The sequence below is a fragment of the Curvibacter sp. GW821-FHT01G03 genome (genome assembly GCF_059422285.1).
Map to the genome: position 1 here is coordinate 81,950 of NZ_JBWKWP010000013.1, position 25,882 is coordinate 107,831.

Below are 25,882 nucleotides of genomic sequence, written 5' to 3' on the forward strand. Positions count from 1 at the left end.
CGGCCATCACCCAGACATGAAGCAGCCATCACGCAGCGATCAATGATCGCCCGCATGCTCCACCGCGTACTTGATCAGCTCGGCCTGGCCCTCGATGCCCAGCTTGCGCTTGATGCTCTGGCGGTGCGCCTCGACCGTGCGAAAGCTCAGGCCCAGGCGGGCCGCCATCTGCTTGCTGGATTCGCCGCGCCCCAGGGCACTCAGCACCTCGGCCTCGCGGGGTGACAGCAGGGGTTTGGGCTGGTCGTTGCGGAACAAGCGGCCCGCCACCCCCGGGCTCAGAAAGGTGGCGCCGCTCATCACCACGCCGATCGCGGCCACGATCTCGTCGGCCGGTGCGTCTTTCAGCAGGTAGCCGCTGGCGCCGGCCTGCAGGGCACGCTGCACGAATTCGGGGTTGTCATACATGCTGAACATCAGCACCTTGAGGCGCGGCCAGCGCGCCAGCACCTGGGCCGTCAGCTCGATGCCGTTGACGGGCTTCATGCCGATGTCCATCAGCACCAGGTGGATGTCGTGCCGCGCCAGGCTTTGCAGGGCCTCGGCGGCCGAACCGGCCTCGTCCACCACCGTGAACTGCGCCACATGGCTCAGGCGGGCGCGCAGGCCCTCGCGCACCATGGGGTGGTCGTCCACCAGCAGCAAGCGCACTTCCGATTCGCTCATCCTTCAGACTCCTGATTGAAACGGGGGCCGGCACCGGGGCCGGGGGCCGCCGGACTCAGCGGCACCTGGGCATCGAGCTGGGTGCCCTGCCCTGGCGCACTCAAAAACTCCACCGAGCCACCCACCGCCGCCATGCGTTCGCGGATGTTGCGCAGGCCGATGCCCTGCTGCGGATCGTGGTGCAGGCGCTCGGCCTCGAAGCCCCGCCCGTCGTCGCTGATCTGCAGGTGCAGCGTGGGGCCGGCACCCGGGCTCGCGGCGTCGGCCAGCAGGCTCAGCTGCACCTGCTGGGCGGCCGCGTGCTTGGCCACATTGGCCAGGGCTTCCTGCGCCACCCGGAACAGGGCGGTCTTGATTTCTTCACTGAGCTCGGGCACCTGGGGCCCCACAAAGACCTGAGCGGCCACGCCGCTGGCCTCGCTCCATTCGGCCACCAGTTGCTCCAGCGCGGCCGGCAGGCCCAGGCGGTCCAGCATGGCGGGGCGCAGGCGGTGCGACAGGCGCCGGATCTCGGTCAGGCTGTCGCCCAGGCGGGCCAGGGCCTGATGCAGGCTGTGCTCAGGCGGCGGCCCGCCGTGCTGCACCGCGTGCAGGGCCGATTCGAGCAGCAGCTTGGTCGACACCAGGGTCTGGCTGCTGCCGTCGTGCAACTCGCGCGCCAGCCGGGCGCGCTCGTCTTCCTGCGAGCGCACCAGGCGCTGGGCCAGCAGGCGCAGCTTCTGGTCGGCAATGCGCTGCTCACTGAGGTTCAGCCACAGGCCGCTCACGCTCAGGCACAGCAGGGCCAGGCCGGCAATGCCCAGCATCCACCACAGGGTGGCGCTGATGTTGCCGCGCACCTGCTGATCGAGCTGGGTGAGGGTGTCGTCCATGTCGTCCAGGTACAGGCCGGTGCCCAGCATCAGGTGCCAGCGCGGCAGGGCCACCACGTAGCCCAGCTTGGGCACCATCTTGCCGCTGGAGGGCTTTTGCCACAGGTACTCCACGTACCCGCCGCCATTGCGGGCCTGGGCGATCAGGTGCTGGATGGTGGGCTGGCCCCGGGGGTCGCGCAGGTTCCACAGGTTGCGGCCCAGCAGCTCGGGCTGGCGCGAGTGCATCAACACCTCGCCGTCCAGGTCGTAGACAAAGAAGTAGCCATCGCTGCCATAGTCGAGCGAGGCCAGGCGCTGGATCGCCTGCTGACGCGTGGCCGCATCGGTCAACCCGCTGTCATACAAGGGGCGCACCGTGCTGACGGCCAGGTCCACGTAGTGGCGCAGCTCGACGCGGCGCGCATTCATGTAGGTCTGAAGCACCAGCACGCGTTCGCGCTCGGCCAGCTCATGGTCCTGGTGCGAGACGGCCAGGGCCATCAGGCCCAGTGCCCCCAGCAAGGGCAGCAGGGCCAGCAGCACAAACTTGGCGCGCAGACGGCGCGCGGGTGACCAGCCGCCCAGGCGAAACATCATGCGCTCAGCCTGGCCGTGCCGGGGTGGATCAGGCTCAGGCCTTGAGCACCGTCAGGCCGCCCATGTAGGGGCGCAGCACTTCGGGCACGGTGATGCTGCCATCGGCCTGCTGGTTGTTCTCCAGCACGGCCACCAGGGTGCGGCCCACGGCCAGGCCCGAGCCGTTCAGGGTGTGCACCAGCTCGTTCTTGCCCTGGGCGTTCTTGAAGCGGGCCTGCAAGCGACGCGCCTGGAAGGCTTCGCAGTTCGACACCGAGCTGATCTCGCGGTAGGTGTTCTGCGCCGGCAGCCACACCTCCAGGTCATAAGTCTTGGCCGAGCCAAAACCCATGTCGCCGGTGCACAGCGCCATCACGCGGTAAGGCAGGCCCAGCCGCTGCAGGATCGCCTCGGCGTGGCCGGTCATGGCCTCCAGGGCTTCGTAGCTGCGCTCGGGGTGCACGATCTGCACCATCTCGACCTTGTCGAACTGGTGCTGGCGAATCATGCCGCGGGTGTCGCGCCCGTAGCTGCCGGCTTCGGAGCGGAAGCAGGGGGTGTGGGCCGTGAGCTTGATCGGCAGTTCGGCCTCGGCCAGCACCACGTCGCGCACAAAGTTGGTCAGCGGCACCTCGCTGGTGGGGATCAGGTAGAGCGCCGCGTGGTCGGGCACGGGCTCGCCGTCCTGACCGCCCTTTTTGGCGGCAAACAGGTCGCCTTCGAACTTGGGCAACTGGCCGGTGCCCTTGAGCGAGTCGGCGTTCACGGCGTAGGGCACATAGCATTCGGTGTAGCCGTGCTCTTGCGTCTGCACATCGAGCATGAACTGCGACAGCGCGCGGTGCAGGCGGGCAATCTGCCCCTTCATCACGGTGAAGCGCGAGCCCGAGAGCTTGACGCCCATGTCAAAGTCCAGGCCCAGGGGCTCGCCCAGGTCCACGTGGTCTTTCACCTCGAAGTCGTACTGGCCCGGCGTGCCCCAGCGGCGCACTTCGACGTTGCCCGACTCGTCCGAACCCAGCGGCACCGACTCGTGCGGCAGGTTGGGCACGGCCATCAGCAGGTGGTTGAGCTCGGGCTGCAGGGCCTCCAGGCGGGCTGCCGAGGTGTCGAGCTCGGTCTTGATGGCGGCCACGGCGGCCATGATGTCGTCCACGCTCTCGCCCTTGGACTTGCGCTGGCCGATCTGCTTGGACAGCGTGTTGCGCTGGGCCTGCAGCTCTTCAGTGCGGGTCTGCAGGGTCTTGCGCTCGGCCTCCAGGGTGCGGAAGGCCTCCACATTCAGGTAGGCCTGGGGCTTTTTGCGGGTTTCAAGGCGGGCGACGACCGAATCGAGGTCTTTGCGCAGGGAATTGATGTCTAGCATGGGGCGATTTTAACGAGGGGTCTCAGGGCAATTCCGGCGGTGCGCTTCAGGCCAGGGTGGCGGGGTCGAAATTGGCGCCACACAGCACCAGGCAGACCCGCTCACCGGGGGCCGGCACATAGGCGCCCGACTGCAGGGCAGCCAGGCCCAGCGCAGCGGCGGGCTCGACCGCCAGCTTGAATTCGCTCCACAACGTTTTGCGGGCCTTGGCAATGGCATCGTCGCCCAGCAGCAGGGCCAGGCCCACCTGGGCCTGCGTCACCTGCCAGCCGATGGCCCCGATGCGCCGGGCGCCCAGCGAGTCGGCCGCGATGCCCGACACCGCCACGTCCACGGGCTGGCCGGCCTCACGGGCTCGGAACAGGGTGGGCGCCCCTTCGGGCTCCAGGGCCACCACACGGGCGCGCTGCTCGAACCAGGCAGCAACGCCGCCGATCAGGCCACCACCGCCCACGCTCACCAGCACGCTGTCGGGCAGGCCGGCCTCGGCCTCGATCTCGCGCGCCAGGGTGCCGGCACCGGCCACCACCTCGGGCTGGTCATAGGCATGGGTGATCAGGGCCCCGCTGATTTGCTGGCGGGCCATGCAGGCCTCGAAAGCCTCGGCATAGGTGGCCCCCACCACTTCGACACGGGCCCCCAGTTCGCGCAACTTCTGGCGTTTGGCCGCAGGCGAAACTTCGGGCACGAACACCTCGCAAGGCACGCCCAGGGCGCGGGCCGCCGCCGCGGTGGCAATGCCGGCGTTGCCCCCCGAGGCCACGATCACGCCGCTGGCCGGAATCGGCTGGGCCAGCAGGCGGTTCAGCATGCCACGGGCCTTGAAACTGCCGCTGACCTGCAGGTGCTCCAGCTTGAGCCAGACCTCGGCGGCCGCCACCCCCAGGGTGGCACCGGGCAGCCGCCACAACGGTGTGGCACGCAAAAAACCTTGGGGGCCCTGCTGTTGCAGGCGGGCCGAAGCGGCCTCGATATCGGAACGCAAGATCATGGGGCGGGCAATCGTCGCAAAATACGAAGCTCGCAGTGTATCTAGCCCTGATCGTCGGGGCAGCCCACCGCTGGCCCCCACGGGCGGCTCCGGAGAAGCGCATGTTCTACGTTTTTGGTCTGGGTGGCCCCATCTACCGGGGCACGATGGAAAACCTGTCCGAGCTGAGCCCGGTGCGCGCCCTGTCGGCCACACGGGGTGTGCACCGCAGCGACGCCCTGCACCGCGACGCCTTCGAGTTGCCCGCCGCCACCCCACGCCCGCCGTCCAACGCCTTGCACACCCGGCGCAACGACGCCATGGCGGCCTATGCCGATGCCCAGCAGGCCAAACCGCCGGCCCGCCAACCCCTGGACCGGGTGCAGGACGTGATGAGCCGCGAGGTGTTCAGCGTGCCACCCGAAATCACCGTGGCCGAGGCCTGGGAGGCCCTGGCCGCACGTGGCGTGGGCCAGGCCCCGGTGCTGGATGCCCAGGGCCTGTTGATCGGTTTGCTGCTGCGCGCCGACATGATGCCGCCGGTGCTGATGCCCGCCCCCAGCGCCACCGGCATCTCGGCCTGGAAGCTGGCCCAGCAGAGCGTGCGCGACATCATGCTCACCCCCGTGCCCGCCGTGGCCGGCGACACCTCGCTGCGCCGCGCGGCCCGGGTGCTGCTGGACATGGGCCTGCCCGGCCTGCCCGTGACGCAGGACGACGGCCACGTGATCGGCTTCCTGTCGCGCGCCGACATCCTGCGCGCCGTGGTCGCCGACCCGCCGCTGGACCTGTGGACCTGAGCCCGCCTCCTCAAGCGTCCAGTTTCAGGCCCTTGGGCAAGGGGAACTTCAACGTTTCCTCAATCCCGTCCATCTTGCGCACCGCCACGGCCCCGAAGGCGCGCAGGCGCTCGATCACCTGGTTCACCAGCAGCTCAGGGGCCGAGGCGCCCGCGGTCAGGCCGACCCGGGCCTTGCCTTCGAACCAGGCGGGCTGCAGTTCGGCCGCGCTGTCCACCATGTAGGCGGGGGTGCCCAGCTTTTCGGCCAGCTCGCGCAGGCGGTTGCTGTTCGAGCTGGTCGGGCTGCCCACCACGATCACGATGTCGACCTGGGGGCTGAGGATCTTCACCGCGTCCTGGCGGTTTTGCGTGGCATAGCAGATGTCCTGCTGCTTGGGCTCGCGCACCTTGGGAAAGCGCAGGCGCACGGCCTCGGCGATCTCGGCGGCGTCGTCCACGCTCAGCGTGGTCTGGGTCACCACGGCCAGCTTGTCGGTCTGCCCGGGCTGCACACGGGCCACATCGGCCACGTCTTCGACCAGGTGGATGCCGTGATCCAGTTGGCCCATGGTGCCCTCCACCTCGGGATGCCCCTTGTGGCCGATCATGATGAACTCATAGCCCTCGCGCGCCAGCTTGGCCACCTCGACGTGCACCTTGGTCACCAGCGGGCAGGTGGCGTCGAAGATCGAGAAGCCGCGTGCCCGGGCCTCTTCCTGCACCGCCCGGCTCACGCCGTGGGCGCTGAACACCAGGGTGGCGCCCTGGGGCACGTCATCCAGTTCTTCGATGAAGATCGCGCCCTTGTTCTTGAGGTCGTTCACCACATAGGTGTTGTGCACGATCTCATGGCGCACATAGATCGGCGCACCGAACTTCTGCAGCGCACGCTCCACGATCTCGATGGCCCGGTCCACGCCGGCACAGAAGCCACGCGGCTCGGCCAGGGTGATTTCGGACAGGGTCCTCTGCTGGTCATTTTTCATTGCAATCCTCCATCCGCAGCTCAGCAAATCGCCACGTACTCATCGATCAAAAGGCCGCGGAGCAGGCCATGCCAGCAGACACCGCGGAGCTGGCTTTGCCAGGCCGCTGGTGTCGTCCCCTGGGGGAAGGCGCCGAAGGCGACTCAGGGGGGACCATCTCACAACACTCCGATCAGTTGCACTTCAAAGGTGACCGGCTGGCCGGCCAGCGGGTGGTTGAAATCGAACAGCACCGCGTCATCGCTGAGCTGCTGCACCGCGCCGGCATAGCTGCCGGTGCCATCGGGCGTGGGGAACTGCACCACATCGCCCACGTCGTACTGCTCGTCCGGGTCGCCAAACTGGGCCAGCAGCTTGCGCGCCACCCATTGCAGCATGTCGGGGTTGCGCTCGCCAAAGGCCTCGCCGGCCGGGATCTCGAACTGGGTGCGTGTGCCCTCGGCCAGGCCGATCAACCGCTGCTCCACCGCAGGCGACAACTCGCCCGAGCCCAGCGACAAAGTAGCGGGTTTGTCGTCGAAAGTATTGATGATGTCCCCCGCCGGCCCGGCCAGGCGGTAGTGCAAGGTCAGGAACGAAGAAGGCTGAACGACAGATGCTTGAGAGGGCGTTGTTGACATGGAAGTCCCGATAAACTGACCGCCATTGTAAAAAACCAGCCAGAGCCCCTTCAGCACCGGGGCTCTATTCCCCCGCCTCCCCCCCGCTTTCCGCACTTTTCTCACCATTCCTGCACCTCAGCCCCGCCCCCTGAGCCCCCTGCCCTGAGCCCCATGATCCCCATGAGCCCGCTGAACCTGCCCCCCGAAGCCCGCCCGCGCGAAAAGTTGATCGCGCGTGGCGCCGGTGCGCTCAGCGACGCCGAGCTGCTGGCCCTGTTGCTGCGCACCGGCCTGGCCGGCAAAAGCGTGCTGATGCTGGCGCAGGAGCTGCTCGACGCCTTTGGCGGCATGGCGGGCCTGCTGCAGGCCAAACTGGAAGACCTGAAACGCATCAAGGGCCTGGGCGGCACCGCCAAGCGGGCCGAACTCAGTGCGGTGCTGGAGCTGGCCCGCCGAGCCCTGGCCCAGCAGCTGAGCGAGCGCGCCGTATTCGACTCACCCGACGCCGTGCGCCGCTACCTGCAACTTCATTTGGCGCACAAGGGCCATGAGGTGTTTGCCGTGCTGTTTCTCGACAGCCAGAACCGCATGCTGGCCTTCGAAGAGCTGTTTCGCGGCACGCTCAACCAGACCTCGGTCTACCCCCGTGAGGTGGTGCTGCGCGCGCTGCACCACCAGGCCGGCGCCGTGGTGCTGGCACACAACCACCCCAGTGGCCAGGTGCAGCCCTCGGCGGCCGACCAGGCCTTGACCCAGCACCTGAAGGCGGCCCTGGGCCTGATCGATGTGCGCGTGCTCGACCACCTGATCGTGGCCCCCGGCCAGGCCTTGTCGATGGCCGAGAAAGGGCTGCTGTGAGCGCCCTGCCCGAACGCAGCGGCAGCCCCCTGGTGCTGCACTCGCTGCAAGACCTGAAACAGCTGCAAAAGCGCCTGGCCCAGCAACGCGCCGAGGCCGAAGCCCTGGAGCGCGCCCGCCGCGAGGCCGCCGCCCGCGAACAGGCCCGGCATCGCCTGTTCGAATTGGCCGTGGGCCCGGTGATCCCGCTGCGCCAGCACGGCCGGGTGCTGCTGCAAAACGACCCACCGGCGCCCATCCCCTACCAGCACCAGCTCGACGAACAGCGCGTGCTGCTCGAGTCCATCAGCGACGACTTCGACGTCAGCTCCCTGCTCGACACCGATGACGCCCTGAGCTTTCGCCGCCCCGGCATCAGCGTCGAGGTCACGCGCAAACTGCGCCGGGGCGTCTGGAGCATCCAGCGCCAACTCGATCTGCACGGCCTGCGCACCGACGAGGCGCGAGAGGCGCTGGGCCAGTTCATCCGCGAAACCCACAAGATCGGCGTGCGCTGCGTGCGCGTGGTGCACGGAAAGGGCCTGGGCTCGCCCGGCAAAAGCCCGGTGCTCAAGGGCCGGGTGCAAAGCTGGCTGGTGCAGAAGAACGAAGTACTGGCCTTTGTGCAGGCCCGGCCCGCCGAGGGTGGCGCCGGCGCGCTGGTGGTGCTGCTGCGACCGTCACCGGGTTGACACGAGCCAGGCCAGGGCATGAGGCCACAATGGCGGCACCCACTTCACGGAGCCCGCCATGACCTCACCGTCCCTCGCCCCTGCTGATGCCCTGCTCGACCTCGATGCCCGCGCCCAGGTGGCTGCCCTGGCGCGGGGCGACTGCAGCGCCCTGGCCCTGTGCGAGGCGGCCATCACCCGCATCGAGGCCCATGACGGCCCCATCAACGCGGTGGTGGTGCGGGATTTCGACCATGCCCGTGCCCAGGCCCGCGCGGCAGACGAGGCCCTGGCCCGCGGCGAACGCCGGCCCCTGCTGGGCCTGCCGATGACGGTGAAAGAATCCTTCAACCTGGCCGGCCTGCCCACCACCTGGGGCTTCGAGTTCGCCCGTCAACATCGGGCCGAGCAGGATGCCCTTGCGGTGAAGCGGCTCAAGGCGGCTGGCGCCGTGATCCTGGGCAAGACCAATGTGCCGGTGGGCCTGGGCGACTGGCAATCGGCCAACCCGAACTACGGCCGCACCCGCAACCCCCTGGACCTGAGCCGCACACCGGGCGGCTCGTCGGGCGGTGGCGCCGCGGCGCTGGCGGCGCGCTTTGTGGCCCTGGAGCTGGGCTCGGACATCGGCGGCTCGATCCGGGTGCCGGCGCACTTCTGCGGCGTGTATGGTCACAAGCCCAGCCTGGGTCTGCTGCCAGCGCGCGGCCATGATTTTCCGGGCCTGGGCAGCGGCGCCCCGAACGAACTGGCGGTGATCGGCCCGCTGGCACGCAGCGTGGACGACCTGGAACTGGCCCTCAGCGTGCTGGCCGGCCCCGAAGCGCCGCAGTCAAAGGCCTACACCCTGCAACTGCCGCCGGCCCGCGACATGCGGCAGGCGCGCTGCCTGCTGCTGGACCAACACCCCGACCTGCCGGTGTCACAAGACACCCAGGCGGCCTTGCAAGAGGTGGCCAACACCCTGCAGGCTGGCGGCTGCAGCGTGCTGCGCAGCAGCGAGCGCCTGCCCAATCTGGAGATGGCGCACAAGATCTACACGGGCCTGCTCAACACCTTCATGACCCGGGGGCAGCCCGGCGCCACATCCATCAGCGCACACGAGTGGCTGACCTTGCTGGACCGCCGCGCGGGCCTGCAGCTGCAGTGGCAGGCCTTGTTCGAGGAGGTGGATGTGGTGCTGACGCCGGTGCTGGGCTGCACCGCCTACCCGCACATCGACCCAATGGACTGGGCCAGCGCCACCGTCGAGGTGGATGGCCAATCCCACCTGCTGGGGCCGCAGATCTTCTGGCCCGGCATCGCCACGGTGGCCGGCCTGCCCGCCACCAGCGCGCCCGTGGGCCGCGACCGCGACGGCCTGCCCATCGGCCTGCAGGTGATCGGGCCGATGTTCGAAGACCTCACACCGCTGGCCCTGGTGCGCCGGCTGGAGGCCCTGCGCTGAATCAGGCCGCCCCGCCCAAGCGGGCCAGGGCCTCGCCGGTGACACGGCAGATGCGCCAATCAGGCATCACCGTGGCGCCCATGGCCTCATAGAAGTCGATCGCGCTCTGGTTCCAATCCAGCACCGACCACTCAAAGCGCCCGCAGCCGCGCTGCACGGCCAGCTCGGCCAGGGCCTTGAGCAAGGCCTTGCCCACGCCGTGTCCGCGCGCCTCGGGGCGCACGAACAGGTCTTCGAGGTACAGGCCGCGCTGGGCCAGAAAAGTCGAGTAGTTATGGAAGAACAGCGCAAAGCCCTGCACCTGGCCATCGACCTCGGCCAGCAGCACCTCGGCGGCCGGGTGAGCACCGAACAAGGTGTCGGCCAGCTTTTCAGGCGTGGCCACCACGCGGTCCAGCAGGTTCTCGTACTCGGCCAGGCCGCGGATCAGGCCCAGGATGGTGTCGACATCGGCCGGCGTGGCCGCACGCAGGTGCACGGAAGAAGAAATGGCTTCGGTCATGGGCGCCTATGTTACGCACCCGGGCCGGCGCCGTTCAGATGCCTTTGTTGCGCATCCAGTCGGCCGTGCCGAAAAAGCTTTCCTTGAGGCGGGCCCGCAGGTCCTCGGGCACGCCCGTCTCGCCCATGGCCTGGTCCATGCAGGCCACCCACTGGTCGCGCTCCTTGATGCCGATCGGAAACGGCAGATGCCGCGCCCGCAGCATCGGGTGCCCAAAACGGTCGGTGTAGTGCGAGGGCCCGCCCAGCCAGCCGCACAGAAACCAGAACAGGCGCTGGCGTGCATTGCTCAGATCGGGGCCATGGGCAGCGCGCAGGTCATGGTAGCCAGGCTCCAGGTCCATCAGATCGTAAAAGCGCTCGGTCAGCGCCAACACGCGCTCTTCGCCACCGATCCATTCGAAAGGGGTGGCGGGGGTGGAAGGGGTATCCAGGTTGTCGTCGGTGCTCATAGGATGGCGATTGTCGCCTGGGTCACATCCATCGCGGACTCTCAAACGCCCATTCACCCGACGACCCCAGCGCTCACAGCCAGCGCGACCCGATCTGCGATCAGCCCGAGGACACCATGCCTGCTCATCTGAAACTATCCCGAAATTTGGTGCGCCAGGCCCAAGCTGCCGCCATCAGAGAACACCGGACGACCGCCCAACAAATCGAGTACTGGGCGCGCATCGGCAGGATTGCACTGCAAAACCCAGACATGCCGATAGGCCTGATTCTGGAAACGCTGCACGCCTTGGCCGAAGTCGATGCGGGCGCCGTCAACCTTGACAAGCCCAACCAATCAGCGAGATGGACATGAACCCCACATGCGGCCTGTCGCTGCTCACCGCCCTGCTCCTGGGTTCGCAGGGCGGATGGGCCACCGTCATCACCACTGATCCGTCCCCCGAACCCGGGATCTACACACCCCCCGCCATTCGTAGGATCACTGTTCTGCGACAGCCCTCCGAACAGTCAGGCCGCCAACCCTACTGCCCATCCACAAGGGTCGATGCCTGGCGCGCTGGTTATTTCCTGAATGAGGCCCGCGCGGGCAGTGAAGCCCAATACCGGCGCGATCTGCTGCTGGGTGACTGTCATGCGGATCTGAGGCTCAAGTTCGCTGGTGGGCAACGGGCAACCCTGACCATCGACAACGCCACTGGCTGGGGGGTGTTGAGCCGCGCCAGTGGGGACACCTACCTCTACTGCCCAGCCTGTGAAGGCTTGCTGGAGCTTGACTTTGCCTTTTCGCCTTCGCAGGGGGCTCGATGAAAAGAGAACGAAAGCCCATCGAAACACGTCCCAAGCCGCCGCCTACGATCGTCCCGACATCTGCGGAGCATTTTGAGGGGCTGTACCAAGCACTCGATTCAGTCGCACGGGAGAGGCGTTATCTCGCCTTTTTCCAGGCTCCCCCCATTGAGAGTGCCTTTGCATTTTTCAGAAATATCGTTGAAAACGATCTTTGCCAAGTTCTCGCCGTTGAGAGTGGATCGGTTGTTGGTTGGTGCGATGTTCTTCCCAAGTTTGGAGACGCCTGTGCACATGTTGGAACTCTGGGCATGGGGCTCATCCCATCCGCACGTCATCGTGGTATCGGCTCGATGCTTCTGGCAGCCTGCATTGAACGGACTTGGACTGCGGATATTTCCCGCATCGAGCTATCCGTGAAAGCTGACAACACTAACGCGATCGCACTTTACAAAAGATTCGGGTTCATCGTCGAAGGGGTGAACCGCATGGCATTTTTCATGGATGGTCAGTTTTTTGACACGTACACCATGGCATTGCTCCGCGGCGCGGATGGTCATTCGATAACGCATAGCCCGCGATCTGAGTAAGCGTAGCTACACGACTCACTTCTGAAAATCAGATCGCAAAAGCGCTCGGTCAGCGCCAACAAATGCACTTCACCGCCGATCCATTCGGAAATGGGTGGCGGGGGTGGATTGGGCGCTTTCAGGGTGTCGTCAGTGCTCATGGGCTGTCATTGCCACCTCAGCCGGGCGGCACTCTCGGCTCGACACCGCCCCAGGCCGAGCCTCACCCCGCAGCCCGCCGCAGCGTCTCCACCACCGGCCGGCGCAGCACCTCGCGCAGGCCCCACCAGCCGGCGGCCAGGGCCAGCACGGCGCCGGCCGCGGCACCGCCCAGCAGCACCCAGGGCGAGGCGGTCCAGGCGAACTCGAACACAAAGTGGGCCAGGCCCCAGCCCACGCCGGCGGCCACGGCGCTGGCCAGAAAGCCGGCCAGCAGGCCCACGCCGAGCAGTTCGGCGCCCTGCACCTGGCGCAGCAGGCGGCTGCTGGCGCCCACGGCGCGCATGATGGCGAACTCGCGGGCGCGCTCTTCACGGGTGGCGGTGACGGCGGCAAACAGCACCACCAGGCCGGCGGCCAGGGTGAAGGCGAACAGGAACTCCACCGCCTGCACCACCTGGTCCAGCACGCGCTGGATCTGGTTGAGCGTGCTGCTCATGTCCACACTGGTGATGTTCGGAAACTGCCGCACCAGGGCATTGTCAAAGCCGCGCTGGGCCGGGGCCCGGAAGGCCGCCAGGTAGGTGACCGGCACATCGGGCAGGCTGGCCACCGGGTAGATGACGAAGAAGTTCGCGTGCAGCGAGCCCCAGTCCACCTTGCGCAGCGAGGTGATGCGCGATTCGGTCTGCACGCCGCCGATGTCAAAGCGCAACTGGTCGCCCAGCTTCAGGCCCAGGGTCTGGGCAATGCCTTCTTCGACGCTCACCGCGCCGGCCTCGTCGGGGGTCCAACGGCCCGCCACCACCGGGTTGTGCGGGGGGCGCTCGGCGCTGTTGGACAGGTTGAACTCACGGTCGACCAGGCGCTTGGCCCGCTCGCCGGGGTAGTCCTCGGGCTTGACGGGCTGGCCGTTGATGGCTACCAGGCGGCCCCGGATCATGGGGTACCAGTCGAACTGGCGCACGCCGCCCTGGCGCAGCGCGGCCTGAAAATCGCCCGCCTGCTCGGGCAGCACATTGATCACAAAGCGGTTGGGGGCATCGGGTGGCGTGGCCTGGCGCCAGCTGCTGATCAGATCGGTGCGCAACAGCACCAGCAGCACCAGGGCCAGCAGGCCCACGGCCAAGGCACTGACCTGCACCACCGCATAGGCCGGGCGGGCCGAGACCTGGCGGGTGGCCAGCACCAGCCAGCGCGGCGCGGTGCTTTCATTGACGCTGCGGCGCAAGGCCTGCACGGCCAGCCAGCTCAGGCCGGCAAACAGCAGCACGGCGCCTGCAAAGCCCCCCACCGCGATCAGGCCCAGCAGGCGGTCGCTGCTGACGGCCATCAGCAAGGCGGCAAAGCCCGCCACGCCCAAGCCCAGCACCAGCAACGAGGCCGGCTTGAGCCCGCCCAGGTCGCGCCGGATCACGCGCAGCGGCGGCACCTGGGCCAGTTGCAGCACCGGCGGCAAGCCAAAGGCCACCAACAGGGTCAGGCCCATGCCCAGGCCCAGCAGCGCGGGCCAGGCCGTGGCCGCGGGCAGGGCCGCATCCACCAGGCCTGCCAGCAGGGCCACAAAGGCATAGTGCACCGCATAGCCCAGGGCCACGCCCAGCAGGCTGGCGGCCACACCGGCCAGCACAAACTCAAAGGCGTAGGCCAGCGCGATGGTGCGCTGGCTCTGCCCCAGCACGCGCAGCATGGCGCAATCGTCCAGGTGGCTGGCGGCAAAGCCGCGGGCGGCCAGCGCCACCGCCACGGCACTCAGCAAGGCGGCCAGCAAGGCCACCAGGTTGAGGAATTTCTCGGCCCGGTCCAGGGTCTGGCGCATCTCGGGGCGGCCGCTGTCCAATGACTCGATGCGGGCACCCCGCAGGCCGCTGCGTTTCATCTCGGCCTCGGCCCAGTCGGTGAAGGCCTTGACGGCCGGGCCCTCGCCCGCCACGGCCAGCCGGTGGTTGATGCGGCTGGCCGGCTGCACCAGGCGGGTGGCCGCCAGGTCGGATTCGCGCACCATGACCCGCGGGGCAAAGTTCATGAAGCCGGCACCCCGGTCGGGCTCCAGCACCAGCACGCGCGCAATGCGCAGGCGGCTGTCGCCCAGCAGCAGGGGGTCGCCCAGGTGCAGGTCCAGCGATTCGAGCACCGCCGCGTCCACCCACGCCTCGCCGGGGGCCGGCACCTCGCGCGTGGGTTCACCGGCGCCGTCGGCCGTGGCCGAGACCAGCAACTGGCCACGCAAGGGGTAGCCGGGGCTGACCGCCTTCAGCGCCACCAGGCGGCTGGCGCCGCCCTGCTCGTCGGCCGCCCGCCCCATGGTCGGGAAGGTCTGGGTGGCCCCCACCTGCAGGCCCAGGGCCTGCGCCCGCTCGGCAAAGGCGGCCGGGGCCGGGTTGTCGCTGGCCAGCACCGCGTCGCCGCCCAACAGTTGGCGGGCATCGCGCTGCAGCCCGCCCTTGAGCCGGTCCGAAAAAAAACCCACCGCACTGAGGGCCGCCACCGCCAGGGTCACGGCCACGATCAACAGGCGCAACTCGCCGGCGCGCAGGTCACGCCACAGGGTGCGCCACCCCAGACTGAAAAATGAAGGCTTCATGCGCGCCACCATAGCGCAAAGCTGTGTCAGCCGTGGTGGGCGGAGGGCCAAGACCGGAGGTGGCGCTCAGATCGACCCGCTGGCACGCCCTGGCCACAGGTCGCGCCAGGCTCTTCGGCCACTGCTCAAGGCCCCAGCCGCGCCTCCAACGCCCCCAGCACCGGCACCAGGCCAGCGCCCAGGCGCATCTGCGGGTTGGACGGACCGTCGGGCTTGCCGGCCTCGACCTCTCGTTTGCCAATCACCAGGCGGGCCCGCTCAAAGGCCTGGGTGAAGGAATGGGTCTGGCGCAGTTGCTCGTCGACCACCGCCCGGCCGAAAAAGGTCAGCTCCGACAGGCGGCCACAGCCGTACGAGGTGTGCTCGGCATCCGACGCGGTGATGACCAGGCTGGTGTCGGTGGCCAAGGGCTCGATCCAGCCGCCGGCAAAGCAGGCCGACACCATGATCACGCGGTTGCGGATGCCGGCTTCGTCCAGCAGCCGGCGCAGCAGGCCGGGGTCGACCGGGGCCACCTCCAGCGGGTCATTGCTGGCCGCCAGTTGAAAGTTCTGCGCCCCGTGCGAGGTCAGGTACACCACCAGCAGATCGTGTTCGCGGTCCATGTGGGTGGCCAGCAGGCCGATGGCACGGCCCAGGTTCTCAGGCGTGGCCCAGGGCAAGGTGGTGGCGGTCTCGGGGTTGTTCAGCAGGTGCAGCACCCGACCTTCGGCATCAAAGCGCTGGCGCAACACATCAGCCATCAGCTGGCTTTCGCGGCGGAACACCGCCTCGCTGCCGTCGGGCGCAAACACCAGGCCATAGACTTCGACCACGCCATCGCGCTGCGCCGCCAGGCCCTGTTCGGCGGCAGGCCACAGGGCTTGCTGGGCCTCAAACACGCCTTGGCTCAGGTGCAGGCGCGGGGGCTCGGGGGTGTCGGCGGTGGCCAGTTCTGCACTCTCGTCGGGCGCCCAGGGGCGGTCCGGGAACTGCCAGATGGCCAGGGCGAACAGGCCGGCCAGCAAGGCCGCAAACAGGCCCAGACGCCAGCGCGGGCCGGCAAAACGCGCCGTCAAGCGCACCACCGCCGCCCACAGCCACACCGTCAGGCCCAGGTACAGGCCCCAGTAGATCCATGGCAGGGCCATGGTCTGGGCCGGCAGCCATTCGCGTACCACGGCGATCGACAGAGCCTGCAGCACCAACTGTGCCGGCAAGGCCACGCCCGAGCTGAGCGCAAACCAGGTGCCCAGCCCCCGCAGGTGCCAGGGGTCGTCATCGATCTCGGCCACGCGCTCGGGCGGCAGGGCAAACCAGGCGCCCCACAGCGACAGCAGCGTCATCCACCAGGGCACCAGCCAGGCCCGCCAGTCAAAGAGGGCGGGGCCGGGCACCTCCAGCCGGGCCAAGCCCAACAACAGCCCCGAAGCCAGCACCGTGAGCAACAGCACCTGAAAGGGCGAAGGCTGGGCATGACCCACGCCCGGCGACACGAAAAAGCCGGCCCTCAGGCCGCCCAGCATCCAGCGCCCGATGGACACCCGCTCGGGGGGATAGGGGCGCGCCTCACCCACGGCCCAGATCGGACCGGCCGCATCGGCCAGGGCCAGGGGGGCGGTGTCTTCGTCGTCGACAGCGACCGTGTCGTTCCAGTCCTCGGATTCGTAACTGTTCGTCATCCCGTCATGATGCCAGCAAGCTGAACGGTCAAACTAGGCATATGGGCGCGCAATGATCCCGCCATAGCCGGTTTGTCGTTCCAGACCGCCCTGCCCCATCGAAAGCCCTCTGACATGCGAGCCCTGTTGCCCCGCTGGCTGGCGCCCCTGCTGCGCCGCCGCTACACCAACCGCCTGTTTGGCCGCCACGCCTGGCTGGACCACAGCCTGGCCCATCCACCCGAAGCCCGGCCCGGCGCCGCCGACCCGCTGGTGCCCATGCTGATGCGGGCCGCCCAGGCCACCCCTGAGCAACTGCTGGCGCAGTTGCAGGCGCCCGCCGGCGGCTTGACCGAGGCCGAGGCCGCCGAGCGATTTCGCCGCATCGGCCCCAACGAGGTGGCCCACGACAAGCCGCCCACCGCCGCCCAGCGCCTGTGGCGGGCCTACAACAACCCCTTCAACCTGTTGCTGACCCTGTTGGCGGCCGTGTCGTGGCTGACCGATGACAACAAGGCCACGGTGGTGATCGGCAGCATGGTGGCCTTGAGCACGGTCGTCCGTTTCGTGCAGGAGGCGCGCTCCAGCCGCGCCGCCGAGGCGCTCAAGGCCCTGGTCAGCAACACCGCCACGGTGTGGCGGGTGCCGGCCGGCAGCGCGACCCCGCAGGCTCAGGAGCGCCCCTTGCGCGAACTGGTGCCTGGCGACCACCTGCAGCTGTCGGCGGGCGACATGATCCCGGCCGACTGCCGGGTGCTGAGCGCCCGCGACCTGTTCGTGGCCCAGGCCGCCATGACCGGTGAATCGATGCCGGTCGAAAAGTTTGTCAGTGCGCACGACCCGCAGCACCCCGAGGCCGGCCCTGGCCAGGGCCCGCTGGAGCAGCACAACCTGCTGTTCATGGGCACCAACGTGGTGTCGGGTTCGGCCACGGCCGTGGTGCTGGCCACCGGCAACCAGAGCTACTTCGGCACCGTGGCCGCCCACATGAACGCGGGCGATGGCACGGTGACGGCCTTCCAGAGCGGGGTCAACAGCGTGAGCTGGCTGCTGATCCGCTTTGCGCTGGTGATGGTGCCCATCGTGCTGCTGGTCAATGGCTTCACCAAGGGGCATTGGGGCGAGGCGTTTCTGTTTGCCATGTCGGTGGCGGTGGGCCTGACGCCCGAGATGCTGCCCATGATCGTCACCACCACCCTGGCCAAGGGCGCGGTGATGCTGTCGCGCCAGCAGGTGATCGTGAAACGCCTGGACGCGATCCAGAACTTCGGGGCCATGAACGTGCTGTGCACCGACAAGACCGGCACACTGACGCAGGACCGCATCGTGCTGGAGCGCCACACCGATGTGTTCGGCCAGGCCAGCGACGAGGTGCTGAAGTTCGCCTACCTCAACAGCCACTACCAGACCGGCCTGAAGAACCTGCTGGATCGGGCCGTGCTGGAGCATGTGGAGATGGCCACCGAACTGCGCCTGGCACAGGACTACCGCAAGGTGGACGAGATCCCCTTCGACTTCGTGCGCCGGCGCATGTCGGTGGTGGTGGCCGAGCAGGACCACCACCACGAGCTGATCTGCAAGGGCGCACTGGAGGAGATGCTGGCGATCTGCAGCCGGGTCCGCACCCAGGACGCCCAATGCCCCGAGGGCCCCTGCGAACAAGCCCTGGACGGCGAATTGCTGGCCCGGGTACGCGAGGTGGCCGCCCAGCTCAACCGCGAGGGCCTGCGCGTGGTGGCCGTGGCCATGAAAGAGCTGCCACTGGATCAGACGGTGTTCGGCGTGGCCGACGAGAGCGGGCTCACCCTGCTCGGCTACGTGGCCTTTCTCGACCCACCCAAGGAGTCCACCGCCCCCGCCCTGCAGGCCCTGGCCGCCAGCGGTGTGGCCGTCAAGGTGCTGACCGGCGACAACGAACTGGTGACGGCCCGCGTCTGCACCCAGGTGGGCCTGCCGGTGCAGCCGGTGGTGCTGGGCCCGGCATTGGACGCGCTGGACGATGCGGCCCTGGCCCGCTGCGTGGAGCAGCACCAACTGTTTGCCAAGCTGACGCCGCTGCACAAGGAGCGCATCGTGCGGGCGCTGCGCCGCAACGGCCATGTGGTGGGCTTCATGGGCGATGGCATCAACGACGCCCCCGCGCTGCGCGCGGCCGACATCGGCATCTCGGTGGACAGCGCGGTCGACATCGCCAAGGAGGCGGCCGACATCATCCTGCTGGAAAAAAGCCTGATGGTGCTGCAAGAGGGCGTGCTGGAGGGGCGGCGCACTTTCAGCAACCTGCTCAAGTACCTGCGCATGACAGCCAGCTCGAACTTCGGCAACGTGTTCTCGGTGCTGGTGGCCAGCGCCTTTTTGCCCTTTTTGCCCATGCTGCCGCTGCAGTTGCTGGTGCAGAACCTGCTGTACGACTTCTCGCAGACCGCCATCCCCTTTGACCGGGTCGACGAGGCCCTGGTGCAGCAGCCGCTGCGCTGGAACCCCGAGGGCATCGGCCGCTTCATGGTGTATTTCGGGCCGCTGAGTTCGGTCTTCGACATCGCCACCTTTGCACTCATGTGGTGGGTCTTCGGCGCCAACAGCGAGGCACGGCAGACCCTGTTCCAGTCGGGCTGGTTCGTGGTGGGACTGCTCACGCAGACGCTGATCGTGCACCTGCTGCGCAGCCCCAGGCTGCCCTTTGTGCAAAGCCGCCCTGCCCCGCTGCTGCTGGGCATGACCGCGGGGGTGGCCGCGCTGGGCATCTTCCTGGTGCAAGGCCCGCTGGCCGGGTATTTCAGGCTGCAGGCCCTGCCCCCGGCCTACTTTGGCTGGCTGCTGCTGATTCTGCTGGGCTATGGCCTGCTGACCACGGGGGTCAAGCGCTGGTATGCCGGGCGCTTTGGCTGGCAATGAGCACTGCAACAGCAAAAAGACGCAGAATCAACAATCTGTGACATTCACCGCGGGCCGAGCCGATGCGCCGGCCCCACTTTCAGGAGTTCCCACCCGATGAGCAAGCCGGCCGCCAACCCCTTCAAGCAAGCCCTGCGCGAAAAGCGCGCCCAGATCGGCCTGTGGCTGTCGGCCGCCTCGCCCTACCTCAGCGAGGTCAGCGCCACCGCCGGCTTCGACTGGCTGTTGATCGACGGCGAGCACGCCCCCAACACCTTGCAAACCACCTTGCAGCAGTTGCAGGTGGTGGCACCGTACCGCTCACAACCGGTGGTGCGCGCCGTTGAAGGCCAAGTGGCGCTGGTCAAGCAGTTGCTCGACATCGGCGCCCAGAACCTGCTGATCCCCATGGTTGACACGGCCGAGCAGGCCGAGTTGATGGTGCGCGCCGTGCAATACCCGCCCAAGGGCATCCGCGGGGTGGGCAGCGCGATCGCCCGCGCCTCGCGCTGGAGCCTGCGCGCCGACTACCTCGATGTGGCCGACGACGAGATCTGCCTGCTGGTGCAGGCCGAGAGCGTGACCGCCCTGACGAACCTGAGCGCAATCGCCGCCGTCGAGGGCGTGGACGGCGTGTTCATCGGCCCGGCCGACCTGGCCGCGTCGATGGGCCACCGCGGCAAGCCCGGCCACCCCGAGGTGCAGGCGGCCATCGAAGGCGCCATCCGGGCCATCGTCGGCGCCGGCAAGGCGGCCGGCATCCTGACCTCCGACACGCAACTGGCGCGCCACTACCTGTCCCTGGGCGCCACCTTTGTGGCCGTGGGCGTGGATGTGTCGCTGTATGCGCAGGCGGCACGCCGCCTGGCGGCCGATTTTCTGGGCGCCCAGGCCCCCGCCGCGGCGCCGCGCGCCGGCGCGGTCTATTGACGGCTTGGCCTGGCGGGGGGCTCGATGGCCCAGGTGTTGCGGTGCCACACATCGGCGCGCGAACCTGGCGCTGCGGCCGGTGAGCCATTTGCCCGTCGGCCGCTTGACCGCCGCCTCGGTCTGGCGCACAGGCTGATCCGGGTCCGGGCCCACATGCACCAAGCGGACCTGGCCATCCTGGCCGATCACGCAGGAGATGCGGTCGGCGCAAAAAGGCCATTGAGGCGAATCGGCCAAGGCCCGGCAGGCGTCCGTGGCCAGGGCCGCGGCGGCCGATCGCGTGGGCTGTCGGATGAAGCGCGCTCTAGGGCCCGCGCCATTGGGCATGCCGCACGCCAAGCTGGAGCTGCTGGATGCGGCGGTGGATGGTGGAGCGGCTGACGCCGAGTTGGCGGGCCGCCTCGGAGACATTGCCCTGGCATTGCGCCAGCAACTGCGCCAGCGCCTGGGCATCGGGTGCGCCGGGCGCGCCGGTGGGGTGGGCCAAGGCGGTGCCGTGTGGGGCGACGCTCAGCGCATCGGGCAGGTGCTCGGGCTCGATGCTGCCGTCGCCATCCTGCCCGCACAGGGCTGCGGCGTAGCGCAGCGCGTTGTGCAACTCGCGCAGGTTGCCGGGCCAAGCGTGCGCGGCCAGCAGGGCGCGCGCGGCGTCGCCCAGGTGCAGATGGCTGCCGAACGTGGCCAGCATCTGGTCGGCCAGGGCCTGCAGGTCGCTGCGCTGGCGCAGCGCAGGCAGGTGCAGCTCGGCGGCGTTGAGGCGGTAGAGCAGGTCTTCGCGGAAGCTGCCGCACCGCACCAGCTCGGCCAGCGGCCGGTGCGAGGCCGAGATGAAGCGCACGGACACCGCCCGGGGCGCACGCGCCCCCAACGGGGTGATCTCGGATTCGGACAAGACCCGCAGCAGCTTGGCCTGCAGGGCCAGCGGCATGTCGCCGATCTCGTCGAGGAACAGCGTGCCTTCGTGTGCCGCAGCGATCAACCCTTCGCGGCCCTTGCTGGCGCCGCCGGTCCAAGTGCCGGGCAAGTAGCCGAACAGCTCGCTTTCCAGCAGGGCCTCGGGAATGGCTGCGCAGTTGATGGCGACAAAGGCGCCGCTGCGACCGCTGCAGGCATGCAGGGCACGGGCCAGGTATTCCTTGCCTGCGCCGGTCTCCCCCTGCACCAGGATCGGCAGCGCTTGCGGCGCAAGCCGGGCGGCCTTGCGCAGCAGCGCTTGCAGTGCGGCATCGCCCTTTTCCAGCGCCTGCAGCGCGGCAGGCAGGGGGGGCTGCGGCGGCGTTGCCTGCGCGGGCGGGCGGCGTGTCCGGCGCTGCGGCTCCATGGCGTGGGCGAAGAGGATGCTGCCATCGCGGGCGCGGATGAGGCGCTCCTGCGCCGGGCGATGGCGGCGCAGCTCGGGCAGATCGCGCAGGTCCAGGTCGAAGAAACGCTCCAGCGGCTGGCCGATGAGGCTCTGGCGCTGGCGCCAGTCCAGTTGCGCGACGGCGGCCAGCAGGCGGGCGCCCGCGTGGGTCATGGCGCGGATGCGGCCACGTGCGTCGACGCTGATGGAGGCGTCGGGATCGACGTCGAGGAAATCGGGCGACTGGGCCAGGCGCACCACCCAGTCCTGGCCGGACTGCGCCATCAGATTGGCCTGCTCCACGCGCCGCGCAGCGGCCACGACGAGGTTGAGCGCCAGGTTCTGGCTGGCCCGCTCGACGGGCGAGCGCAGCAGCGACAGGTCCAGCACCGCCGCGAGTTCGCCGCGCAGGTCGTAGATCGGCGCGGCCGTGCAGGACAGGCTGGTGTGGGTGAAATCGAAATGGTCGCTCTGGTGCACGGTCAACGCTTCGCCCGTTTCCAGGCAGGCCCCCACGGCCGAGGTGCCGGAGTGGTCCTCGCGCCATTGCGCGCCCAGGTACAGGCCTGCACGGCGCAGGTCGCCGGCATCGGCCTCATGCCCCATGAAGTCCACCGCCACACCATGCCGGTCCGCCAGCAGCAGCACGTAGTCCAGGCCCTTGAGCTGCTGGTACAGCCGCTCAAGGCCCTGGCGGGCGATGTGGATCAGCGGTTCGGATTCCTCGCGGTGCGTGCGCAACTGGCCTTCGGTGACGACATGGGCTTCGCTGGTACGGGCCGGATCGAGCCGGTGCGAATCGATGCAGCGGCGCCAGCTGCGCAGCACCGCGCGGTCGCGCTCTTGCCCACGGTTGGAGTAGCCCAGGCCGAAGGCTTCGATTTCCTGGACGTGCGAGGCGTAGGACTGCAGGGTCATGGGAGGGATTCGATGCGGTCTGTGAACGTGCCGCAGACGATTCTGTGCCCCGTGCCTGCTCGCGCCAATGGAGGTTTACCCACTGCCGCTGCTGCACTGCAGCAGGCCTGGTGCGACAGGTGTCGCAAGGCTGCGCCAGCTGTCGCGCGCGGCAGGGGTGAAAAGCGGGGCCCTGGGCCCAGGGTTTGTGCCAGGGACCTGCACGCAAGTCATTGATTTTCCTGGCATGGCGTGCCTGTCCGGCGGGCCCCTCATGCCTGGCATGGCGATTGCCTTGGAACGCCTGCCCGAAGAAAAACCAACGGGCATGACAACCACCCTCCAGGAGACAACCATGACCCATGACACGGCCCGCGACCACGCGCAGGCGCTGCTCGACTCACTCAACCAGGCCTTGGCAGACCGCGATGCCGCGGGCGCCAGCCGCCGGTTCGCCGACGAATGCTACTGGCGCGACCTGGTGCTGCTGACCTGGAACCTCAAAACCCTGGAAGGGCGCCACCAGATCGCCGACATGCTGGCCGCCCAGCTCGACGCCGTGGCGCCCGTGCGCTTTTCGCTGGACGAGCGCGAGGCGGTGGAAGAAGCCGACGGCCTGGTGTCCGCCTGGATCGTGGTCGACACGCGCCATGCGCGCGGCAGCGGCCATGTGCGCATCAAGGACGGGCGCATCTGGACGCTGCTGACGGCCGCCCAGGAACTCAAGGGGCATGAAGAGCCCCTGGGCACGCGCCGCCCCATGGGGGCCGAGCACGGCATCCGGCGCGGCCGCCAGACCTGGCTGGAGCGCCGCCAGCAGGAGGCCCAGGAACTGGGCCGCGACACCCAGCCTTTCGTGCTCGTCATCGGTGGCGGCCAGGGCGGCATTGCGCTGGGTGCGCGGCTGCGCCAGTTGGGGGTCTCGCACATCGTCATCGACCGCCAGGCGCGCCCTGGCGACCAGTGGCGCAACCGCTACAAGTCGCTGTGCCTGCACGACCCGGTCTGGTACGACCACCTGCCCTACATGCCTTTCCCCGACAACTGGCCCGTGTTCGCCCCCAAGGACAAGATTGGCGACTGGCTGGAGATGTACACCAAGGTGATGGAGGTGAATTACTGGCCCTCCACCAACTGCCTCAACGCCCGCTTCGATGAGGCCAGCCAGGCGTGGGAAGTCAGCGTGGAGCGTGATGGCGAAACGCTGGTGCTGCGCCCCCAGCATGTGGTGTTCGCCACCGGCATGTCGGGCAAGGCGAACGTGCCCAAGATCAAGGGCCAGGAGGTCTTCCAGGGCGAGCAGCAGCACTCGTCGCAGCACCCGGGCCCCGACGCCTACGCGGGCAAGAAGGTGGTGGTGATCGGCGCCAACAACTCTGCACACGACATCTGCGCGGCCCTGTGGGAGCATGGCGCCGACGTGACCATGGTGCAGCGCTCGTCCACCCACATCGTGCGTTCCGATTCGCTGATGGACATCGGCCTGGGCGACCTGTATTCGGAGCGCGCCGTGGCCAGCGGCGTGACGACCAAGAAGGCGGACCTGGTCTTCGCCTCGCTGCCCTACCGCATCATGGCCGACTTCCAGGTGCCGCTGTACGACCGCATCCGCGAGCGCGACGCGGAGTTCTACCGCCAGTTGGAGGCGACCGGCTTCATGCTGGACTTCGGCGATGACGGCTCGGGCCTTTTCATGAAGTACCTGCGCCGCGCCTCGGGCTACTACATCGATGTGGGCGCCTGCGATCTGGTGATCGACGGCAGCATCAAGCTGCAGGCGGGCAAGCAGATCAGCCACCTTTCGGAAAACGCGGTGGTGCTGGACGACGGCACCGAGCTGCCGGCCGACCTGGTGGTCTACGCGACCGGCTACGGCTCGATGAACGGCTGGGTGGCCGACCTGATCAGCCAGGAGGTGGCCGACAAGGTGGGCAAGGTCTGGGGCCTGGGCTCGGACACCACCAAGGACCCAGGCCCCTGGGAGGGCGAGCAGCGCAATATGTGGAAGCCCACGCAGCAGCAGGCGCTGTGGTTCCACGGCGGCAATCTGCACCAGTCGCGCCATTACTCGCAGTACCTGGCGCTGCAGCTCAAGGCGCGCCAGGAAGGGCTGCCGGTGCAGGTCTACGGCCTGCAGCAGGTGCACCACCTGCGGTAAGCACCGGTTCACGATCTCCCGTGGGGCGGCCCTGTCGCCCCACGACCCAGCCCTACAGACCAGAAAGTTGAATCATGAAAGCAGCACGTTTCTACGCCCGTGGCGACATCCGCATCGAAGACATCCCCGAACCCGTGGTGGAGCCCGGCACCGTGGGCATCGCCGTGGCCTGGTGCGGCATCTGCGGCACCGACCTGCATGAGTTCATGGAGGGGCCGATCTTCATCCCGCCCTGCGGCCATCCGCACCCCATCTCGGGGGAGTCTGCGCCCATCACCATGGGGCATGAGTTCTCAGGCGTGGTCTACGCCGTGGGCGCGGGGGTGGACGACATCGAGGTCGGCCAGCACGTGGTGGTGGAGCCCTACATCGTGGCCGACGACGTGCCCACGGGGCCGGGCGACCCCTACCACCTGTCCAAGGACATGAACTTCATCGGCCTGGGCGGGCGCGGCGGCGGGCTGTCCGAGCGGATTGCCGTGAAGCGCCGCTGGGTGCATCCGATCTCCAAGGCCATTCCACTGGATCAGGCCGCACTGATCGAGCCGCTGTCCGTGGGCCACCATGCCTACACCCGCAGCGGCGCCAAGGCGGGCGACGTGGCGCTGGTGGGCGGGGCCGGCCCCATCGGTCTGCTGCTGTCCGCCATCCTGAAGGCCAAGGGCCTGACCGTCTTCATCACCGAACTGAGCGCCAAACGCAAGGAAAAGGCGCGGGAGTCCGGCGTGGCCGACCACATCCTCGACCCCTCCGAAGTGGATGTGGTAGCCGAGGTGATGCGGCTCACCGGCGGCAAGGGCGTGGACGTGGCGTTCGAATGCTCCAGCGTCAACCAGGTGCTCGACACGCTGGTGGCCGTGACGAAGGCCACGGGCGTGGTGGTGATCGTGTCCATCTGGAGCCACCCGGCCACGGTCAACGTGCACAGCGTGGTCATGAAGGAGCTGGACGTGCGCGGCACCATCGCCTACTGCAACGACCACCAGGCCACCATCCAACTGGTCGAGCAGGGCAAGATCAAGCTCGCGCCCTTCATCACCCAGCGCATCCAGCTGGAGGACCTGGTGACCCAGGGTTTCGACACGCTCATCCACAACAACGAGTCGGCGGTGAAGATCATCGTGCAGCCGCGGTTCCAGCCGGCGGGGTAGCCCGTCGGCCGCCGGCGCGCGGCCGATTTTCTGGAGGCCCCGACGCCTCGGGCGTGGCCTCTCTGCCCCGCAGCGGCGCCGT

22 protein-coding genes are annotated in these 25,882 nt (G+C 68.5%); 11 read left to right on the top strand and 11 right to left on the bottom strand.

The window, feature by feature from the left end; all coding sequences use genetic code 11:
- Positions 1-39: 39 nt before the first annotated feature.
- From AC07VS_RS19170 to AC07VS_RS19185, 4 genes are read right to left on the bottom strand one after another with little or no spacing between them, the layout of a single operon-like run.
- Positions 40-666: a response regulator transcription factor gene (locus AC07VS_RS19170; RefSeq protein WP_492348335.1), complete on the bottom strand. Its 627-nt coding sequence runs from the start codon at positions 664-666 to the stop codon at positions 40-42.
- Positions 663-2,117, bottom strand: a complete 1,455-nt coding sequence (locus AC07VS_RS19175) for a cache domain-containing protein (RefSeq protein WP_492348334.1) — start codon at positions 2,115-2,117, stop codon at positions 663-665. The genes AC07VS_RS19170 and AC07VS_RS19175 overlap by 4 nt, the downstream gene beginning before the upstream one ends.
- Before the next feature lie 34 nt (positions 2,118-2,151).
- A complete protein-coding gene (serS, locus tag AC07VS_RS19180; RefSeq protein ID WP_492348333.1) occupies positions 2,152-3,462 on the bottom strand; it encodes a serine--tRNA ligase in 1,311 nt (436 codons plus the stop codon).
- Positions 3,463-3,508: 46 nt separating this feature from the next.
- On the bottom strand, positions 3,509-4,453 hold the full coding sequence (locus AC07VS_RS19185; protein ID WP_494751729.1) for a threonine/serine dehydratase: 945 nt from the start codon (positions 4,451-4,453) through the stop codon (positions 3,509-3,511).
- 101 nt (positions 4,454-4,554) lie between these two features.
- Here AC07VS_RS19185 and AC07VS_RS19190 point away from each other — a divergent pair, with 101 nt between their 5' ends.
- The gene (locus tag AC07VS_RS19190) at positions 4,555-5,232 is read left to right on the top strand and encodes a CBS domain-containing protein (protein WP_492348331.1); all 678 of its coding nucleotides are present in this window, start codon (positions 4,555-4,557) and stop codon (positions 5,230-5,232) included.
- A gap of 10 nt (positions 5,233-5,242) precedes the next feature.
- Here AC07VS_RS19190 and ispH read toward each other — a convergent pair whose 3' ends face one another.
- Both ispH and AC07VS_RS19200 read right to left on the bottom strand, forming a co-directional pair.
- Positions 5,243-6,199: a 4-hydroxy-3-methylbut-2-enyl diphosphate reductase gene (gene ispH, locus AC07VS_RS19195; protein ID WP_494751730.1), complete on the bottom strand. Its 957-nt coding sequence runs from the start codon at positions 6,197-6,199 to the stop codon at positions 5,243-5,245.
- A 158-nt stretch (positions 6,200-6,357) separates the two neighbouring features.
- Positions 6,358-6,819: an FKBP-type peptidyl-prolyl cis-trans isomerase gene (locus AC07VS_RS19200; RefSeq protein WP_019573972.1), complete on the bottom strand. Its 462-nt coding sequence runs from the start codon at positions 6,817-6,819 to the stop codon at positions 6,358-6,360.
- Positions 6,820-6,981: 162 nt separating this feature from the next.
- Here AC07VS_RS19200 and radC point away from each other — a divergent pair, with 162 nt between their 5' ends.
- From radC to AC07VS_RS19215, 3 genes are read left to right on the top strand one after another with little or no spacing between them, the layout of a single operon-like run.
- Positions 6,982-7,659, top strand: a complete 678-nt coding sequence (gene radC, locus AC07VS_RS19205) for a RadC family protein (RefSeq protein ID WP_492348329.1) — start codon at positions 6,982-6,984, stop codon at positions 7,657-7,659.
- Positions 7,656-8,330, top strand: coding sequence for a Smr/MutS family protein (locus AC07VS_RS19210; RefSeq protein ID WP_494656815.1), 675 nt, complete (start codon positions 7,656-7,658; stop codon positions 8,328-8,330). The genes radC and AC07VS_RS19210 overlap by 4 nt, the downstream gene beginning before the upstream one ends.
- A gap of 58 nt (positions 8,331-8,388) precedes the next feature.
- Complete coding sequence (locus AC07VS_RS19215) at positions 8,389-9,756, top strand: amidase family protein (RefSeq protein WP_494751731.1); 1,368 nt, start codon at positions 8,389-8,391, stop codon at positions 9,754-9,756.
- A gap of 1 nt (position 9,757) precedes the next feature.
- On the opposite strand, the gene AC07VS_RS19220 is transcribed toward AC07VS_RS19215, so the two are convergent.
- Together AC07VS_RS19220 and AC07VS_RS19225 are read right to left on the bottom strand one after the other, a co-directional pair.
- A complete protein-coding gene (locus AC07VS_RS19220; RefSeq protein WP_492348325.1) occupies positions 9,758-10,258 on the bottom strand; it encodes a GNAT family N-acetyltransferase in 501 nt (166 codons plus the stop codon).
- Positions 10,259-10,292: 34 nt separating this feature from the next.
- Positions 10,293-10,709 carry a group II truncated hemoglobin gene (locus tag AC07VS_RS19225; protein ID WP_492348324.1) on the bottom strand — a complete coding sequence of 139 codons (417 nt, stop codon included), beginning with the start codon at positions 10,707-10,709 and terminating at the stop codon, positions 10,293-10,295.
- 116 nt (positions 10,710-10,825) lie between these two features.
- Here AC07VS_RS19225 and AC07VS_RS19230 point away from each other — a divergent pair, with 116 nt between their 5' ends.
- The 3 genes from AC07VS_RS19230 to AC07VS_RS19240 are packed head-to-tail and all read left to right on the top strand — an operon-like array spanning position 10,826 to position 12,086.
- A complete protein-coding gene (locus tag AC07VS_RS19230; RefSeq protein ID WP_492348323.1) occupies positions 10,826-11,062 on the top strand; it encodes a TA system antitoxin ParD family protein in 237 nt (78 codons plus the stop codon).
- Positions 11,059-11,517 (top strand): hypothetical protein, encoded by a 459-nt coding sequence (locus AC07VS_RS19235; RefSeq protein WP_494751732.1) that lies wholly within the window; start codon positions 11,059-11,061, stop codon positions 11,515-11,517. The genes AC07VS_RS19230 and AC07VS_RS19235 overlap by 4 nt, the downstream gene beginning before the upstream one ends.
- On the top strand, positions 11,514-12,086 hold the full coding sequence (locus AC07VS_RS19240) for a GNAT family N-acetyltransferase (RefSeq protein WP_494751733.1): 573 nt from the start codon (positions 11,514-11,516) through the stop codon (positions 12,084-12,086). Before AC07VS_RS19235 ends, AC07VS_RS19240 begins: the two co-directional genes overlap by 4 nt.
- 202 nt (positions 12,087-12,288) lie before the next feature.
- Here AC07VS_RS19240 and AC07VS_RS19245 read toward each other — a convergent pair whose 3' ends face one another.
- Together AC07VS_RS19245 and AC07VS_RS19250 are read right to left on the bottom strand one after the other, a co-directional pair.
- Positions 12,289-14,808 (bottom strand): ABC transporter permease, encoded by a 2,520-nt coding sequence (locus AC07VS_RS19245; RefSeq protein ID WP_494751734.1) that lies wholly within the window; start codon positions 14,806-14,808, stop codon positions 12,289-12,291.
- Positions 14,809-14,933: 125 nt separating this feature from the next.
- The gene (locus AC07VS_RS19250) at positions 14,934-16,469 is read right to left on the bottom strand and encodes a C13 family peptidase (RefSeq protein WP_494751735.1); all 1,536 of its coding nucleotides are present in this window, start codon (positions 16,467-16,469) and stop codon (positions 14,934-14,936) included.
- Positions 16,470-16,583: 114 nt separating this feature from the next.
- Here AC07VS_RS19250 and mgtA point away from each other — a divergent pair, with 114 nt between their 5' ends.
- Positions 16,584-19,343 (top strand): magnesium-translocating P-type ATPase, encoded by a 2,760-nt coding sequence (gene mgtA / locus AC07VS_RS19255; RefSeq protein ID WP_494751736.1) that lies wholly within the window; start codon positions 16,584-16,586, stop codon positions 19,341-19,343.
- Between the two features lie 96 nt (positions 19,344-19,439).
- Entirely contained in the window at positions 19,440-20,252 is an 813-nt protein-coding gene (gene hpaI / locus AC07VS_RS19260; protein WP_494656807.1) for a 4-hydroxy-2-oxoheptanedioate aldolase, read from the top strand.
- Between the two features lie 304 nt (positions 20,253-20,556).
- Here hpaI and AC07VS_RS19265 read toward each other — a convergent pair whose 3' ends face one another.
- On the bottom strand, positions 20,557-22,512 hold the full coding sequence (locus tag AC07VS_RS19265) for a sigma-54-dependent Fis family transcriptional regulator (protein WP_492348316.1): 1,956 nt from the start codon (positions 22,510-22,512) through the stop codon (positions 20,557-20,559).
- A 334-nt stretch (positions 22,513-22,846) separates the two neighbouring features.
- On the opposite strand from AC07VS_RS19265, the gene AC07VS_RS19270 reads away from it, so the two are divergent.
- A complete protein-coding gene (locus tag AC07VS_RS19270; protein WP_494751737.1) occupies positions 22,847-24,649 on the top strand; it encodes an NAD(P)/FAD-dependent oxidoreductase in 1,803 nt (600 codons plus the stop codon).
- A 74-nt stretch (positions 24,650-24,723) separates the two neighbouring features.
- Positions 24,724-25,800 (top strand): 2,3-butanediol dehydrogenase, encoded by a 1,077-nt coding sequence (locus tag AC07VS_RS19275; protein ID WP_492348314.1) that lies wholly within the window; start codon positions 24,724-24,726, stop codon positions 25,798-25,800.
- Positions 25,801-25,882 lie beyond the last annotated feature (82 nt).